This is a genomic window from Acinetobacter sp. 22301 (assembly GCF_052045285.1).
Taxonomy (GTDB): Bacteria; Pseudomonadota; Gammaproteobacteria; order Pseudomonadales; family Moraxellaceae; genus Acinetobacter; species Acinetobacter pittii.
The window spans coordinates 576,431-591,656 of record NZ_JBQEOR010000001.1; the positions used below are offsets into that span (position 1 = coordinate 576,431).

Here is a 15,226-nt window from a genome sequence, read left to right on the forward strand (position 1 = left end):
CAAGTTTACTTATAAAATGCCTATCTCTTTAAAGAATTTTTGATAAGCCTCTGCTTTCTTCTCTAGCGCTAATGGATATGCTCTAGAAGAAGATGGTAGACGATATAAATTAATATTTCGTCCAGCAAAGTAAGTCGAGGTAGACATTCCTATAAGCGGTTTTTCGGTGTGTTCTGGTAAAACTGATATTAAAGTATCAGTCGCTTTATCGCCTGTGGTCATAATGGTTTGACATAGAGGAATCTGCTGAAGTAAAACCGCAAGATCTGTTGGTGTTACTATTTCAAGAAATTTATCTGCGGCATTCCCTTTCAACCGCTTAATTTGATAAGCGGTATCAAAGATTGCAATACCAGTTTCAATCAAGAAGTTTCGAATACGTTCTTCATTAAAATTTTTTTGGCTTTCACTTAAAAAGTAAGTTTTGTCTTGGAAAAAAATTAAACCGAAAATACGCCACATATCATTTTGGAAATTAGGATAGTAAAAATCCATCTTCCATTTATTACGTGGCGGTGGAAAACTGCCTAACATTAATAAACGGGCATTTTCAGGTAAAAATGGCTCAAGTGGATGAGTTTCTATCTCAATTATCATAAAAAATCAGTATTTACTTAAAAATTTTATAAACAAATTAACCTATTTTTTAGTTAATCACGAGTCATGAAATGCAATTTCTCTTAATTAAAGCGTTAAAGGTTGTACAAAAGCGATCATTATTGAGGAATGCTTATTTTAAAAATACTATGTGAATGTTGATTTAAATAATCGACTTGACCTTTATGGGCAATCACAAGGGCTTGTACAACCGAAAGACCTAACCCAGTGCCGCCTAACTCTTTATTTCTTGATTGTTCTAACCTGAAAAAAGGGTTAAATAAATCTTTCCGATGCTCAGCTGAAATGCCAGGTCCTTCATCTTCTATTTCAAGAATCCAGTTATTCTGTTCCTGTCTGGTTGAAAGTATTAACTTTCCCGGATTTGCATAACGTGTAGCGTTATCCAGTAAAGCAATTAAAATCTGTTCAATTCGCCGTTGATCACACTCAACTTTTGGCGTCTCAATATCGAAAATGACTTTAAGCTGAGCTTTTTCTAATTTTTCTTCAAACATGTGCACGACTTTGTGAGCAGTTTCATTAAAACAAATCGTTTCGAGGTTAAGTCTAAGCTGTTGGTTTTCAAAAAGACTCAATGTACGTAAATCTTCGACTAGGTTTGAAAGACCTTCTACTTGATTCAGTAAGTTTTTAAATAAAATAGGGTCAGCTTCAAAAACACCATCAATAATTCCCTGCAACCTACCTTGCAAAATGGTGACTGGCGTTCTTAACTCATGTGCAATTGCGGCATTCCAGACATGGGCATTTTCAACTGAGGTCTCTAGTTTTTGAGCCATATCATTAAAATTATCCATAAGCTCACCAATTTCAGAAGAATGATGTATTGGTTTTTCAACTCGTGCGCTTAAATCCCCATGACTAATTTTCTTAGCTGCATCGGCTAATAGATTAATAGGCACAATAAAACGTTGAGCAAGCTTAATGCCTAAAATAATTGATAATGCTGTGCCAAATAGAAGCACGGCGAATAACCATATACCATCTAGATAGTGGAAGAACTCATCACTTTCTTTCAGCTTTTCGAGAGATATAAGCCCTACTTCAATTGCAACATAGTAGGTGCCATAACCTAAAATTAGCGAACTCAGCGTAACACTTAGGCTGGTAAAACTCAGTGCAATAATTAGTTGTTTACTAATGCCCGTTTTATTTTTCATGTGGATGATCCAACCTGTAGCCTACACCACGAACATTGATGAGCATATTTCGTAAACCCAGATCTTCTATTTTCTTTCGTAGCTTACTGACATGACTATCGACCGTACGTTCTAATGCATCTCGATCTGGTAGACACTGATTCATGAGCTCTGAACGGGTAAAGACTTTATGAGGATGCGGTAACATCAGTAATAAAATTTTGTACTCAGTTAGAGTTAAATTGAGTGTTTGTTTTTGATCGCCCGAATGGATGTAAGCAGTATGAATTTCGGTATTCACCTCAATATTTTTATAAATCAGATTTCGGTTAGGAGTTTGCTGGTTTTGTTGAGTACGTCTTAGTACTGCTTGTACACGTGCGACCACTTCATTTGGGTTAAAGGGTTTTACGACAAAGTCGTCTGCTCCAATTCTTAAAGCCATGACTTTATCAATTTCTTGATCTAAAGCCGTAAGCATAATGACTGGTGTTGCTGCTTTTTGCCGAATTTTATTCAGTACTTCCCACCCGCTCAGTTCCGGCATTTTTATATCGAGAATCACCAGATCAATAGGTTGCGCTGCGTGTATTTCAATTGCCTGCTTACCATTCATGGCCCGTACAACACGCATACCCTCACGCTTAAGATAATGTTCAATAATATCGCCAATATCATATTCATCTTCTACAACAAGAATAAGCTTATCCTGACAATTAAACGTAAAGGTTGACTCGAACATAACAATAAGACGCGGGAAAAATTTGATTTATCATACGCGTATTTTTTGATAGATCTCCACACTTTTTCCACATATTCGTGATTTTGGTTACACATACATCAAAAATAATGCCAGCATCTAGAAGTCCATTAGGTGTTATAAAAGTGCAAAAGCATTTTTTAGTTCCATTCGTTTTATCTTTCGTTTTTGTGTTAAACGGCTGTGGCAATGAACAAGTAAGTGATCAAACACAAGTATCTACGGCTAAGGTTACCATTATTTCAATTCAACCGCAGTCTATTAACTTTAGTGAAAATCTACCGGCGCGCGTTCAAGCTTTCAGAACTGCCGAAATTCGTCCTCAAGTTGGCGGTATTATCGAAAAAGTTTTATTCGCTCAAGGTAGTGAAGTTAAAGCTGGACAACCTCTATACAAAATAAACTCAGAAACATTTGAGGCTGATGTAAATAGTAATCGAGCGGGTTTAAATAAAGCTGAAGCAGAAGTAAACCGCCTAAAAATACAACTGGAGCGCTACCAGCAACTTTTACCAAGTAATGCGATTAGCAAGCAAGAAGTAAGTAATGTCGAAGCGCAATATCGACAAGCGATTGCAGATGTTGCTCAAATGAAAGCGTTATTGGCTCGTCAAAATCTTAATTTACAGTATGCGACAGTGCGAGCACCGATTTCCGGACGTATTGGTAAATCATTCGTAACGGAAGGCGCTTTGGTTAGTCAGGCTGATAGCAATACTATGGCGACCATTCAACAAATTGACCGCGTTTATGTCGATGTAAAGCAGTCTATTGGAGAATATGAGCGCCTACAGGCGGCTCTACAAAGTGGTGAGTTGTCTGCCAACAATCAAAAAGCTGTACAGATTTTGAATAGTTTGGGACAGCCCTATAACGTTACAGCAAAAATGCTGTTTGAAGATATTAATGTGGACCCTGAAACTGGGGATGTCACCATTCGTATTGAAGTGACCAATCCTGAAAGAAAATTACTGCCGGGTATGTATGTCCGCGTTAATATTGAGCGTGCTTCGGTTCCTCAGGCCTTACTCGTGCCAGAACAAGCTATTCAACGCAATATGAATGGCGATCCTCAAGTTTATGTAGTGAATGCCAAAGGTGGCGCAGATGTTCGCTCAGTAGAGTTAGGGCAACAATATGAGCAGTTTTATCTCATCAATAAAGGGCTGAAAGCAGGCGAAAAAGTTGTCGTTGAAGGTATAGAGCGTATCCAGCCCAACCAAAAACTGGCAATTTCAACATGGAAAGCGGCCTCAACAGAAAATACGGTGAAGCAAGGAGATGCTAAATGATGTCTCAATTCTTTATTCGCCGTCCTGTTTTTGCATGGGTAATTGCAATTTTTATTATTCTATTTGGTGTACTAAGTATTCCAAAGTTACCCATTGCACGCTTTCCGAGTGTTGCACCACCCGAAGTGAACATTACAGCAAGTTATCCTGGCGCTACTCCAAAAACGATTAATGATAGTGTGATTACCCTTATTGAACGGGAAATGTCAGGAGTAAAAAACTTACTCTACTATAGTGCTACAACGGATTCATCAGGAACCGCTGAAATTACCGCGACGTTTAAACCCGGTACCGATGTGGATATGGCACAAGTCGACGTACAAAACAAGATTAAAGCGGTTGAAGCACGCTTACCCCAAGTCGTCCGCCAACAAGGCTTAGCTGTAGAGGCATCTTCCTCAGGCTTTTTAATGCTTGTGGGTTTAAACTCACCTAACCATCGTTATTCAGAAGTCGATTTGAGCGATTATCTGGTTCGTAATGTGGTCGAAGAGCTTAAACGTGTTGACGGTGTCGGAAAAATTCAGTCCTTTGGTGCTGAAAAAGCGATGCGAATTTGGGTAGACCCAAATAAATTAGTTTCTTATGGTCTATCGATTAGTGATGTAAATAATGCGATTCGTAACAATAATATCGATATTGCACCAGGTAGACTTGGTGATCGTCCTCTAGTTAATGGTCAATTAATTACCATACCTTTATCCGCTCAAGGACAGCTTGAAAATGTAGAGCAGTTCAAAAATATTAGTCTAAAGAGCAATATTAGCGGCGCCAATATTAAGTTGTCGGATGTCGCCGATGTAGAAATGGGAGCTCAGTCATATAATTTTGCGATTTTAGAAAATGGTAAACCTGCAACAGCTGCAGCTATTCAGTTGAGCCCTGGTGCAAATGCAGTAAAAACAGCAGATGCGGTAAAACAGAAACTCGAAGAATTAAAAGTAAATTTACCTGAAGGCATGCAATTTAGCGTTCCTTACGATACTGCTCCTTTTGTTAAAATTTCGATAGAAAAGGTCGTTCATACATTAATTGAAGCCATGGCTTTGGTCTTTATTGTGATGTATCTATTTCTTCATAATGTTCGCTATACCTTAATTCCTGCGATTATCGCTCCAATTGCCCTGCTTGGCACCTTTACCATCATGCTTTTAACTGGTTACTCAATTAATGTGTTAACTATGTTCGGTATGGTGCTTGCGATCGGGATTATTGTCGATGACGCGATTGTAGTTGTTGAGAATGTAGAGCGAATTATGGCAACCGAAGGTCTATCGCCTAAAGAAGCGACTTCCAAAGCCATGACAGAGATTACCAGCCCGATTATTGGTATTACTTTGGTACTGGCAGCCGTATTCTTACCAATGGCTTTAGCAAGTGGTTCAGTCGGTATTATTTACCGCCAATTTACCATTACGATGTCAGTCTCAATTTTATTCTCGGCATTTTTAGCTTTAACGCTTACCCCTGCACTTTGTGCAACCTTATTAAAACCAGTTGATGCAAATCATCAAAAGAAAGGTTTTTATGCATGGTTTGACCGTAGCTTTGATAAAGTCACAAAAAAATATGAAGCGATTTTACTTAAAATCGTTAAACATACTATTCCGACTCTAATTATTTTTGTGGTGATTACAGGTCTAACTTTTGCAGGTATGAAATATTGGCCAACTGCTTTTATGCCCGAGGAAGATCAAGGCTGGTTTTTAACGTCGTTCCAATTACCTTCAGATGCGACTGCTGAACGTACAACAAAAATTGTGAAAGATTTTGAAGGCCATTTAAATGAGCAGTCGGATGTTAAAAGCAATATTTCAATTATGGGTTGGGGATTTAGTGGCGCTGGCCAAAACGTTGCACTCGCTTTTACAACCTTAAAAGATTTTGGCGAGCGTGATAAATCTACTACTGACTATACCAACTTCATAAATGCAGAAATGGCAAACAGTAAAGAAGGTACAACTATGTCTGTACTTCCTCCGGCCATTGATGAATTGGGTACATCTTCAGGCTTTAGTTTGCGTTTACAAGACAAAGCAAATTTAGGAATGCCTGCTTTAATTTCGGCCCAAGAAAAGCTCATGGAAATGGCGGCACAAAACAAAAAGTTTTACATGGTTTACCCAGAAGGTCTACCTCAAGGTGACAATATTAGCTTGAAAATCGACCGCGAAAAACTAAACACTCTAGGAGTAAGCTTTGCTTCTGTTTCGGATATTATTTCGACCTCAATGGGATCGATGTATATCAATGATTTTCCAAATCAAGGCAGAATGCAGCAAGTTATTGTTCAAGCCAATGCAAAATCACGAATGCATTTAAAAGATATCTTGAGTTTGAAGGTTGCAGGCGCAAACGGACAACTGGTGTCTTTATCTGAGGTCGTGATTCCTCAGTGGAATAAGTTGCCACAGCAATATAACCGCTACAATGGCCGACCATCATTAAGTATCGCTGGCGTGCCTAAAATAGGAGTATCTTCAGGTGATGCGATGCGAGAAATGGAAAAGTTAATTGCTAAACTTCCTCAAGGTATTGGTTATGAGTGGTCAGGCATTTCACTACAAGAAAAGCAATCTGAATCTCAAATGGTATTTCTTATTGCTTTATCAATGTTAGTCGTGTTTTTAGTCCTAGCTGCACTTTATGAAAGTTGGTCAATTCCGTTATCTGTCATGCTTGTTGTTCCTTTAGGCATCTTTGGTGCGGTAATGGCCATTATGTTAAGAGGAATGCCAAACGATATTTTCTTCAAAATTGGTCTTATCACTATTATTGGTTTATCTGCCAAAAATGCGATCTTAATTGTTGAGTTTGCAAAGATGCTCAAAGAAGAAGGCATGACTTTAATTGAAGCAGCCGTTGCAGCAGCAAAGTTACGCCTACGCCCAATTTTGATGACTTCCCTTGCCTTTACCTGTGGTGTTATCCCATTGGTCATTGCAACTGGAGCAAGTTCGGAAACTCAGCATGCATTAGGTACAGGAGTATTTGGAGGCATGATATCTGCCACCATCTTAGCCATCTTTTTTGTTCCCGTGTTCTTTATTTTTGTGTTGGGAGCCGCAGAGAAACTATTTTCAAAAAAGAAAATTAATTCTTAGTTAAATGGATTGAGGCGAAACGTATCTATGTTTCGCCTCAATGACTTAGAAATATGAAAAGTCTACTGACAGAAAAACGATTAAGAATTAAGGACTTTAAAGACTTTACCTGTTCTAGGATGAGCAAAGCTATTATCTGGATCTAAATTGATGACTTTATCCGAAATCACAATTTTAGAAAGTGGTAACCAGCTCTGTTCCATTTCAATGTCTACAAAGTTTTTTTCATTGATATTTTCATAAATTTGTTCGACAACGATTTCCATACCACACATACTTTTAGCATTCACTTCTTTTAAGATATGGCGTTTTGACATACTAGTCTCCATTTTTTTATTATCCGCATCGACAATAATAAAGATTGCACTGATACAATATGTAAATTTTAATAATGAAAGTGTTTTCTTTGTTTTAATTATATTTTTGTAATAATTAAATGAATAGTTGAGTGATTATTTAATTTAAATATTATTTTTAAGTTAATCTATTCAATGTAAATATTACTTATTAAAAAATTTACTTTTAATCAAAATTAAAGGGTTCATTAACTGAACCCTTTTTATTTAATTCTAAACTTGTACTGCGTTATCCAGCGAACCATCATCTTTATTTTTAGCAGTGTCTTTACTAATCAATGAGTCTGTATCACTATCTGTGGTAAAGCTTTTGCTATTTTTTTGCTTTTTCTTGTACATACACATCCCAATCGCGATACCTGTTCCCAATACTATAATTGACTTTAACATTTTGCACCTCTTCGATTAACGGAGTAACTTTTGAGAAATTAGCTTAAATTAATAGCATAAAATTTGTTATTTAACGGCTTTCATTTGCGCCGCTTTTGTAAGGTGTTTATTTTTTATGTTAATTGAAGAGTAAAATAATCCCGAAAAATAAATTTTGATACAAAGCAAAAAGCCTATTCTAAAAAAGAATAGGCTTTTCACTGTATTTCAGGATTAAGCAGTATTATGAATCGCTTTATGCAATCTTATTATCTTTAAAAATACATTACAAATGTATTTAATGCTGAACTTTTAGTCAAGATGGGATTGAGGGTTTTTACCAATAATTAGCGATTATTGTGATGACCATCACGTTTATTTGATTGAGATAAGAAAAAACCCATTTCTACTTCTCATGAAGAAATGGGTGATGTGAAAACCACAAAAGACCTGAAATACCAAATGTTCTTACATTCAGTAAGGTTGAGTGTAGTGAATATACCGAATGGTTGACAATTAAACTGTTTGTATTTTTTTTAGTCATTTCGGCCAATAAAAAAACAGTTATGATTCTGTAGATTAACTCTGTTTAGTCATTCATTATTGACCAAAAATTCTATAAAGCACCCTCACCCAATTATTAAGACATATATTTTCAATCAGTGTTTTAGAATAACCACGCTGTTGCATACGTTCAATTAAGCGATGTAGGCCTGTCACATCTTCAAGTTCAGTACCTATAAGTGCACCATCGAAGTCCGAACCAAAGCCCACATATTCTTCGCCCAAATGATCCATTAAATATTCTAAATGTTCCAAAATTACATCAATCGATGTATCTGCATTTCGTTGTCCATCCGACCGTAAAAAAGCGACATCGAAATTTACCCCCACCATCCCTTTACTTTCCCGTATTGCTTTAAGCTGTGGGTCAGTTAAGTTGCGAGCTTGAGGGCATAAAGCATGTGAATTAGAGTGTGTTGCTACAATTGGCTGCTGCAATATATCTACAGTATTCCAAAAAGCTTTCTCATTCATGTGTGAAACATCAATCACCATCTTTTTATCGGCACAGCGTTTTATAAAGTCTTTGCCATCGCTGGTAAGACCCGCTCCGGTGTCGGGTGAATGGGGAAACTTAGCATTTAAACCATGTCCAAAGCGGCTCGGTCTATTCCAGAGTGGACCAATACTACGCAGGCCTCTTTCATAAAATACATCGAGTAAATCAGGGTTATGTTGTAAAGCTTCGGCACCTTCCATATGCAATACAATTGCTAGCTTTTGCTCTGCTAAGCAATCTTGAATATTTTGAACTGATGTGCAAATTTTAATATTTTCAGAGCGCTGAGCAAGTTGATGAGCTAAATCGAGTTGTTCCAAGCAAATTTGTTCAATTTGCTGTTGTGTAAAGTCAGAAGCATTCGGATCAAATAATTTATTGGGATGATGCTGTTGAACATAGCCATACGGAGGTAAAAAAATCGCAAACATTCCTCCTATAAAACTAGCTTTTTGACAGCGTTTTAGGTCAAGATGGCCTGCTAAGCGTTCATGAACAAAAGCATGTACAGGATCTGGATGATCACTTAGCCATAAGCGTGTTAATGCGTCATTATGTCCATCAAAAACTGGAATATGGCGAGGCTTCATGAGTATTCCTGTTAATTGCTATATCTCTGTAATTGTGTGGACTGGAATATTTTGTGTGGTGCTTAAGGATTTAGAGTTTCTAGTATTACGGAATACTAAATTTTGCAAAGGTGCAGCCAATTGACTTTCTGCCCGCGCTTGTTCAATCATTTGATGATACGGCGATTTCCCACATACAGGATCGGCATTAGCCGCATCTCCAGTCAACATATAGGCCTGACAACGACATCCGCCAAAGTCACGATCTTTATCGGGACAGCTACGGCACCCTTCTGGCATCCATGCATCGCCACGGAAATGATTAAATCCAGTTGATTTGTACCAAATATCTGACAATTTATGTTCGCGGACGTTTGGAAACGAAATGGGCAGTTGTCGTGCTGCATGGCAAGGTAGCGCCATACCATCTGGAGCAACCGTAAAGAAGATTTTACCCCAGCCATTCATACAGGCTTTTGGTCGTTCTTCATAATAATCAGGCACTACAAAAATGAGTTTGCAAGGGTGATTTTGCGCTTTTAATTTTTCTCGATATTCATTGGTAATCCGTTCAGCTCGTGTCAGTTGCTCTTGTGTAGGTAATAAACCTTGGCGGTTTAAAAAAGCCCAGCCATAAAACTGACAAATTGCCAACTCGACTGTATCTGCATTGAGTTCAAGGCAAAGTTCAATGATTTGTTCAATCTGGTCAATGTTATGTCGATGAATAACAAAGTTAAGGACCATTGGATAATCGTATTTCTTAACCAATCGGCACATTTCATACTTTTGTTCAAAAGCATGCTTTGAACCTGCCAAGGCATCGTTTACCACAGGATCGCTAGCTTGGAAGCTCACTTGAATGTGGTCTAAACCCGCTTGTTTTAGATCGGCAATACGTTGTTCAGTAAGGCCCATACCAGAGGTAATGAGGTTGGTATAAAACCCTTGCTGATGAGCATGTGCAACGAGTTGTTCTAAATCTTGACGTACCAGTGGTTCACCACCAGAGAAACCGAGTTGAACAGCACCCATCTGACGTGCTTGATCAAAAACGTCAAACCACTCTTGAGTGGTCAGCTCATTTTTATGCTGAGCGTAGTCTAATGGGTTTGAGCAATATGGGCATTGTAGCGGACAACGATAAGTGAGTTCCGCTAATAACCATAAAGGCAGGCCAACACCTTCAGTCATACTAAATCAATCCAGTGTTGCTGCTTTGCGACCAGCATGTAATCCACTACATCTTGATCAATCTCAGCAATATCACCAAATTTTTGCTTTAACTGAGCAATAATTCCAGAAACATTTTGCTGCCCATCAATATATTGTCCAATTGCCCCTGCACTTTCATTTAATTTGATCATGCCTTCAGGATATAAAATCACAAAACCATTTTGAGCTGGCTCGAACTGAAAACGGTAACCTTGTCGCCATGTTGGCACAAGGTTTAAATCAAACTGCTCTTTATTCATTTAAATAGTCCTTTGTGCCAAACTCGTTTGCTTGTCACGCTGTGATATGGTGCTTCATTGTGAACATATGCCAAAGTTAAAGCATCTAAAATGCTCCATAAAATATCCAGCTTAAACTGTAATATTTCCAGCATTCGTTCTTGTTGCTCAAAAGTTGTAAATGAATCAAGCGTAATTGTTAAACCATGTTCAACATCACGGCGTGCCTGACTTAAACGAGAACGAAAATACTCATAGCCTTTATCATCAATCCATGGGTAATGTTGTGGCCATGAATCAAGACGTGATTGATGAATTTGAGGAGCAAAAAGTTCTGTTAAAGAACTACTTGCTGCTTCACGCCATGAAGCACGACGTGCAAAGTTCACATATGCATCTACTGCGAAACGTACACCCGGCAAAACTAATTCTTCGGAAATAACTTGTTCACGACTCAAGCCCACAGCTTCGGCTAAGCGTAACCATGCTTCTCGACCACCGCCATCTGGATATTCACCATCTTGATCGATCATACGTTGAATCCATTCTTGACGCACACGTTGATCAGGACAATTTGCCATGATTGCGGCATCTTTGAGCGGAATATTGATCTGATAGTAGTAGCGGTTTGCAACCCAAGCCTGAATTTGTTGCTGGGTCGCTTTACCTTCATACATCATCACGTGAAATGGGTGATAAATATGATAATACTGGCCTTTATCGATAATGGCTTGTTTAAATTGTTCAGTCGTTAAAGCTTCAGGTGTTTGAGTCATGTTTCACCTTAGAGTTCAATCTGCATGCCATCATAGGCAACTTCAACACCATTTGCTTTAAGCTCAGCAAACTGGCTAGAGTTTTCATTTAAAATTGGATTGGTATTGTTAATATGAATCAGCACTTTTTTAGGTGTACTCAGCTGGTTTAAATAAGACAGTGAACCACCTTCGCCACTAATATATAAATGCCCCATTTCTCGGCCAGTTTTAGTTCCAACCCCAATTTGCTGCATTTCATCGTCTGTCCAAAGCGTACCATCAATCATGACGCAGTCTGAACTCTGCATAATCTGCATGATTTGATCATCAATTTTTCCAAGACCCGGTGCATAGAACAACTGCTTTTGTGTCTTATGATCTTTGATAATTAAAGCGATATTGTCGCCGTCATGTGGGTCATTTCGATGCGGTGAATATGGTGGTGCAGCACTTTTAATAATTAAAGGCAAAAATTCTAAATTTTCGAAACCATTAATTTTAAAAGCTTGTTTAGGGTTAATCTCATGATATTGAAGACCGCCATTCCAGTGTTTGAGCATATTAAAAACTGGAAAGCCGCTCGTTAAATCTTGATGGACCATTGCTGTACACCATACATTCATTGGGCAACCTTCACGTAAGGTTAAAAGCCCAGTGGTATGGTCTAACTGACTGTCCATTAAAATAACGCTTGTTATTCCTGTATCACGTAATTTACGCGCTGGTTGCGCTGCTTTAAATTCGAAGAGTTGCTGACGGATATCAGGTGACGCGTTTAATAAAACCCAGTCTGTTCCATTTTCAGAAACAGCAATCGATGATTGAGTACGGGCTTTGGCTTGGATTGTACCTGCGCGCACACCATGACAATTCGGGCAATTACAATTCCACTGCGGAAACCCGCCTCCGGCAGCTGAACCTAAAACATAAATATACATAAAATTAATATCTTATTAGAAAGAGATAAGCCCTAGAACAAGACTAGGGCTTATGACATATTTGATGAAACTGATTAACGTGCTTCAAAGTACATTGTCACTTCAAAACCAATGCGTAAATCAGTAAAAGCTGGTTTAGTCCATTGCATAAATTATCTCCGGTTCATATTAATCTTATGAAATTAATCACTTGATTAAGATTTATAAGGCAATTAAAAATTTATTCTAAATAAAAAAATTGGGTTTGTAGACCACCCCTAGCTAAGATATTGTTCGATAATTGTGTTTTTTGTCCAAATTTTAATATTTCGAACATATTTACTTATTGGGTCTTTCATCAAACATTCATACTAAAAGCGTATTTTTTATCCGTCTTAATTGATCAAATGATAAAAAAATGAAAAATTTAACAATACTTTTTAAAGTAACAACACTTTCTCTGGCTGTAGCATTATTGGCGGGATGTAATGACGATGATGATAATGACGCAGCACCACCTGCCCAAAGAAGCAATCAAACCGTAAATATTTTAGCTTTTAATGATTTTCATGGAAATCTTGAGCCACCTAAGCGTTATGTCGAGGCACCAAATCCAAATGATGCTGCTCAATCTGTTCGTATTCCTGTGGGAGGAGTGAGTTACTTTGCCGATGCAATTAAAAAACTTAAAGCAGAAAATCCAAATAATGCTGTGGTTTCGGCAGGCGATTTAATTAGCGCTTCTCCTCTCACCTCTTCTTTATTTTTAGATGAACCAACCATTGAAGTCATGAATGATATTCAGATTGACTTTAATGCTGTAGGTAACCATGAATTTGATCGGGGTACAGACGAATTACGCCGTTTAAAAAATGGTGGATGTCAGCAATATACCAGCACTGCACCTTGTCAAATTAATAAAAATTTTAGCGGTGCAAAATTTGATTTCCTTGCTGCTAACGTCGCAATGAAAAATGACACCAGTAAAACGATCTTCCCAGCCTATAAAGTCAAAACTTATGGCGGAATTCCAGTCGCATTTATTGGTTTAACTCTTAAAGCGACGCCAAGTATTGTTTCTGCGGCAGGTATTAAAGATGTTGAATTCCGTGATGAAGCAGATACAGTAAATGCCCTGATTCCTGAATTAAAAAAACAAGGAATTGAAGCTATTGTAGTCGTTGTCCATGAAGGTGCAGCGCCAAGTACGAAGCTCAATCAAAAAACATGTGATGGTTTAAGTGGTCCGATTTTAGGAATTTTGGATAAGCTTAATCCAGCAGTTGATATTGTTGTTTCAGGTCACACACATCAATCTTATATTTGTGACTATGCAACAAAAAATCCGGCTAAACCATTCTTACTTACTTCAGCTGGACAATATGGCACGCTTATTACTGACATCAAGATTGAATTAGATGGTAAAACTGGTGATGTAATTAAAAAAGATGCGAAACAGGTTCCTGTACAAAGTGAAGCATATACGTCTGGTACAACCACAGTAAGTCTTACAGATCTCTATCAAAAATTTAGTAAAACCCCAAGCATTGAAGCAATTTTAGATAAATACCGCCAAGCTGTGACCACCATTTCAAGTCGTGTGGTTGGTACATCTACTGCAGTTGTGAGCCGTACTCAAGTCGAAAGTGGTGAAAGTCCGCTAGGTATTATGATTGCAGATGCTCAGCAAGCGGCTGCCTTAAAAGCAAGTAATCAAGGCTCAGACTTTACGCTAATGAACCCAGGTGGTGTGCGTGCTGATCTATTTATTAATAGTAATAACCAGATTACCTTTGGCGATGTTTTTGCGGTTCAACCATTCGGTAACTCTATTGTGACGTTGAGCTTAACCGGTAAACAGATTAGAGATGTGCTTGAACAGCAATGGTCTGGTGCAAATGCAAATTCGCCTAGAATTTTACAACCGTCTAAGGAGTTGAGTTACCAATATGCGGCAAATACATCTGTTTCACCACGAGCAAGTAATATTATGATTGCAGGTTCGCCGTTGGTTGACACTAAAGTGTATCGCGTGACGGTAAATAGCTTCTTGGCAGATGGTGGTGACAACTTTACGGTATTAAAAGAAGGCCAAAACCGTGTCGGTGGTGGTCAAGATATTGATGCGCTTGAAAACTATGTTGCTGAAAACTCTAAAGATTCACCTTTAACTATTCCAGCTACGACTCGAATTAAAGTTATCAAGTAACTGATTTAATGACAATAAAGGACAGTATGATGCTGTCCTTTATTTTTATGGCAGTTTAAAAGATTTTTATTCGGTATATAGATTGAGCTCAACACTACTGATATCGACTCCGGTATTTGCAAAAATAATATCAGTAACCTCATGAAGTAATTCTTTAACTTTGTCATGTTCAAAGTTAAAGGCTTCAGAGGTTTTGAGCGAAATGAGGTTACAACTCATCTTGTCTTTTCTAAGCTTATAAATACTTTTGCTTTTTCCTAAAAACACCCTTTTGATGAGTTTACGGTTTTCAAATTCCGACAAGATTCGATAAATCGTTCCTAGCGTTATTTTATGTTCATTTTTAATTTGCGTATAAATACTTACAGCGCTTAAGCCTTGTGGATTTTGATTTAAAATTTCAAAAACCTGTATTCTCGATTTTTTTATGGGTAGTCCATTTAATAATGATTTTGAAGTTGCTGTCATGATTAATTAACCTTAATGTTGAAAAAATATAGAAATTTTTTAAAATTATTTTGTCTATACTTACTTGAAAATTATGGAAATGATTTGATGTATAAATCAGAGCTTATTACCCTATAAACAAGCTTTGATCTGTTTATAAGATTCTGA

Annotated in this window: 15 protein-coding genes; 3 read left to right on the forward strand and 12 right to left on the reverse strand. The window is 37.7% G+C overall.

Features of this window, described 5'->3' with window-relative positions:
- Window positions 1–9: 9 nt before the first annotated feature.
- The 3 genes from ACTJJH_RS02640 to adeR all read right to left on the reverse strand — a co-directional run bounded on the left by ACTJJH_RS02640 (window position 10) and on the right by adeR (window position 2,502).
- Window positions 10–597 carry a DNA glycosylase gene (locus tag ACTJJH_RS02640; protein WP_017386949.1) on the reverse strand — a complete coding sequence of 196 codons (588 nt, stop codon included), beginning with the start codon at window positions 595–597 and terminating at the stop codon, window positions 10–12.
- 119 nt (window positions 598–716) lie between these two features.
- Window positions 717–1,781, reverse strand: coding sequence for a two-component sensor histidine kinase AdeS (adeS, locus tag ACTJJH_RS02645; RefSeq protein WP_440600686.1), 1,065 nt, complete (start codon window positions 1,779–1,781; stop codon window positions 717–719).
- The gene (gene adeR / locus ACTJJH_RS02650; protein ID WP_002113657.1) at window positions 1,771–2,502 is read right to left on the reverse strand and encodes an efflux system response regulator transcription factor AdeR; all 732 of its coding nucleotides are present in this window, start codon (window positions 2,500–2,502) and stop codon (window positions 1,771–1,773) included. Before adeR ends, adeS begins: the two co-directional genes overlap by 11 nt.
- Before the next feature lie 143 nt (window positions 2,503–2,645).
- Between adeR and ACTJJH_RS02655 the strand changes: the two genes are divergently transcribed.
- Entirely contained in the window at window positions 2,646–3,812 is a 1,167-nt protein-coding gene (locus ACTJJH_RS02655; RefSeq protein ID WP_440600687.1) for an efflux RND transporter periplasmic adaptor subunit, read from the forward strand.
- Entirely contained in the window at window positions 3,809–6,916 is a 3,108-nt protein-coding gene (locus ACTJJH_RS02660) for an AdeB/AdeJ family multidrug efflux RND transporter permease subunit (RefSeq protein ID WP_440600688.1), read from the forward strand. The genes ACTJJH_RS02655 and ACTJJH_RS02660 overlap by 4 nt, the downstream gene beginning before the upstream one ends.
- 80 nt (window positions 6,917–6,996) lie before the next feature.
- On the opposite strand, the gene ACTJJH_RS02665 is transcribed toward ACTJJH_RS02660, so the two are convergent.
- From ACTJJH_RS02665 to pqqA, 8 genes are all read right to left on the reverse strand, one after another.
- A complete protein-coding gene (locus tag ACTJJH_RS02665; RefSeq protein WP_002113743.1) occupies window positions 6,997–7,233 on the reverse strand; it encodes a hypothetical protein in 237 nt (78 codons plus the stop codon).
- 252 nt (window positions 7,234–7,485) lie between these two features.
- Window positions 7,486–7,662: a hypothetical protein gene (locus tag ACTJJH_RS02670; protein ID WP_002113575.1), complete on the reverse strand. Its 177-nt coding sequence runs from the start codon at window positions 7,660–7,662 to the stop codon at window positions 7,486–7,488.
- Between the two features lie 579 nt (window positions 7,663–8,241).
- Entirely contained in the window at window positions 8,242–9,294 is a 1,053-nt protein-coding gene (locus ACTJJH_RS02675; RefSeq protein WP_440600689.1) for a dipeptidase, read from the reverse strand.
- 18 nt (window positions 9,295–9,312) lie between these two features.
- Window positions 9,313–10,467: a pyrroloquinoline quinone biosynthesis protein PqqE gene (gene pqqE, locus ACTJJH_RS02680; RefSeq protein ID WP_440600690.1), complete on the reverse strand. Its 1,155-nt coding sequence runs from the start codon at window positions 10,465–10,467 to the stop codon at window positions 9,313–9,315.
- Window positions 10,464–10,748 carry a pyrroloquinoline quinone biosynthesis peptide chaperone PqqD gene (gene pqqD / locus ACTJJH_RS02685; protein ID WP_440600691.1) on the reverse strand — a complete coding sequence of 95 codons (285 nt, stop codon included), beginning with the start codon at window positions 10,746–10,748 and terminating at the stop codon, window positions 10,464–10,466. The genes pqqE and pqqD overlap by 4 nt, the downstream gene beginning before the upstream one ends.
- Window positions 10,745–11,503 (reverse strand): pyrroloquinoline-quinone synthase PqqC, encoded by a 759-nt coding sequence (gene pqqC, locus ACTJJH_RS02690; RefSeq protein WP_002113690.1) that lies wholly within the window; start codon window positions 11,501–11,503, stop codon window positions 10,745–10,747. Before pqqC ends, pqqD begins: the two co-directional genes overlap by 4 nt.
- Window positions 11,504–11,511: 8 nt before the next feature.
- Window positions 11,512–12,423 (reverse strand): pyrroloquinoline quinone biosynthesis protein PqqB, encoded by a 912-nt coding sequence (gene pqqB / locus ACTJJH_RS02695; protein WP_075382961.1) that lies wholly within the window; start codon window positions 12,421–12,423, stop codon window positions 11,512–11,514.
- Window positions 12,424–12,497: 74 nt separating this feature from the next.
- A complete protein-coding gene (gene pqqA, locus ACTJJH_RS02700; protein WP_001982218.1) occupies window positions 12,498–12,572 on the reverse strand; it encodes a pyrroloquinoline quinone precursor peptide PqqA in 75 nt (24 codons plus the stop codon).
- Between the two features lie 248 nt (window positions 12,573–12,820).
- Between pqqA and ACTJJH_RS02705 the strand changes: the two genes are divergently transcribed.
- Window positions 12,821–14,611, forward strand: coding sequence for a bifunctional metallophosphatase/5'-nucleotidase (locus ACTJJH_RS02705; protein WP_440600692.1), 1,791 nt, complete (start codon window positions 12,821–12,823; stop codon window positions 14,609–14,611).
- Window positions 14,612–14,677: 66 nt separating this feature from the next.
- Here the strand turns inward: ACTJJH_RS02705 and ACTJJH_RS02710 are convergent, their stop codons facing one another.
- Window positions 14,678–15,079, reverse strand: a complete 402-nt coding sequence (locus ACTJJH_RS02710; RefSeq protein ID WP_206257201.1) for a transcriptional repressor — start codon at window positions 15,077–15,079, stop codon at window positions 14,678–14,680.
- Window positions 15,080–15,226 lie beyond the last annotated feature (147 nt).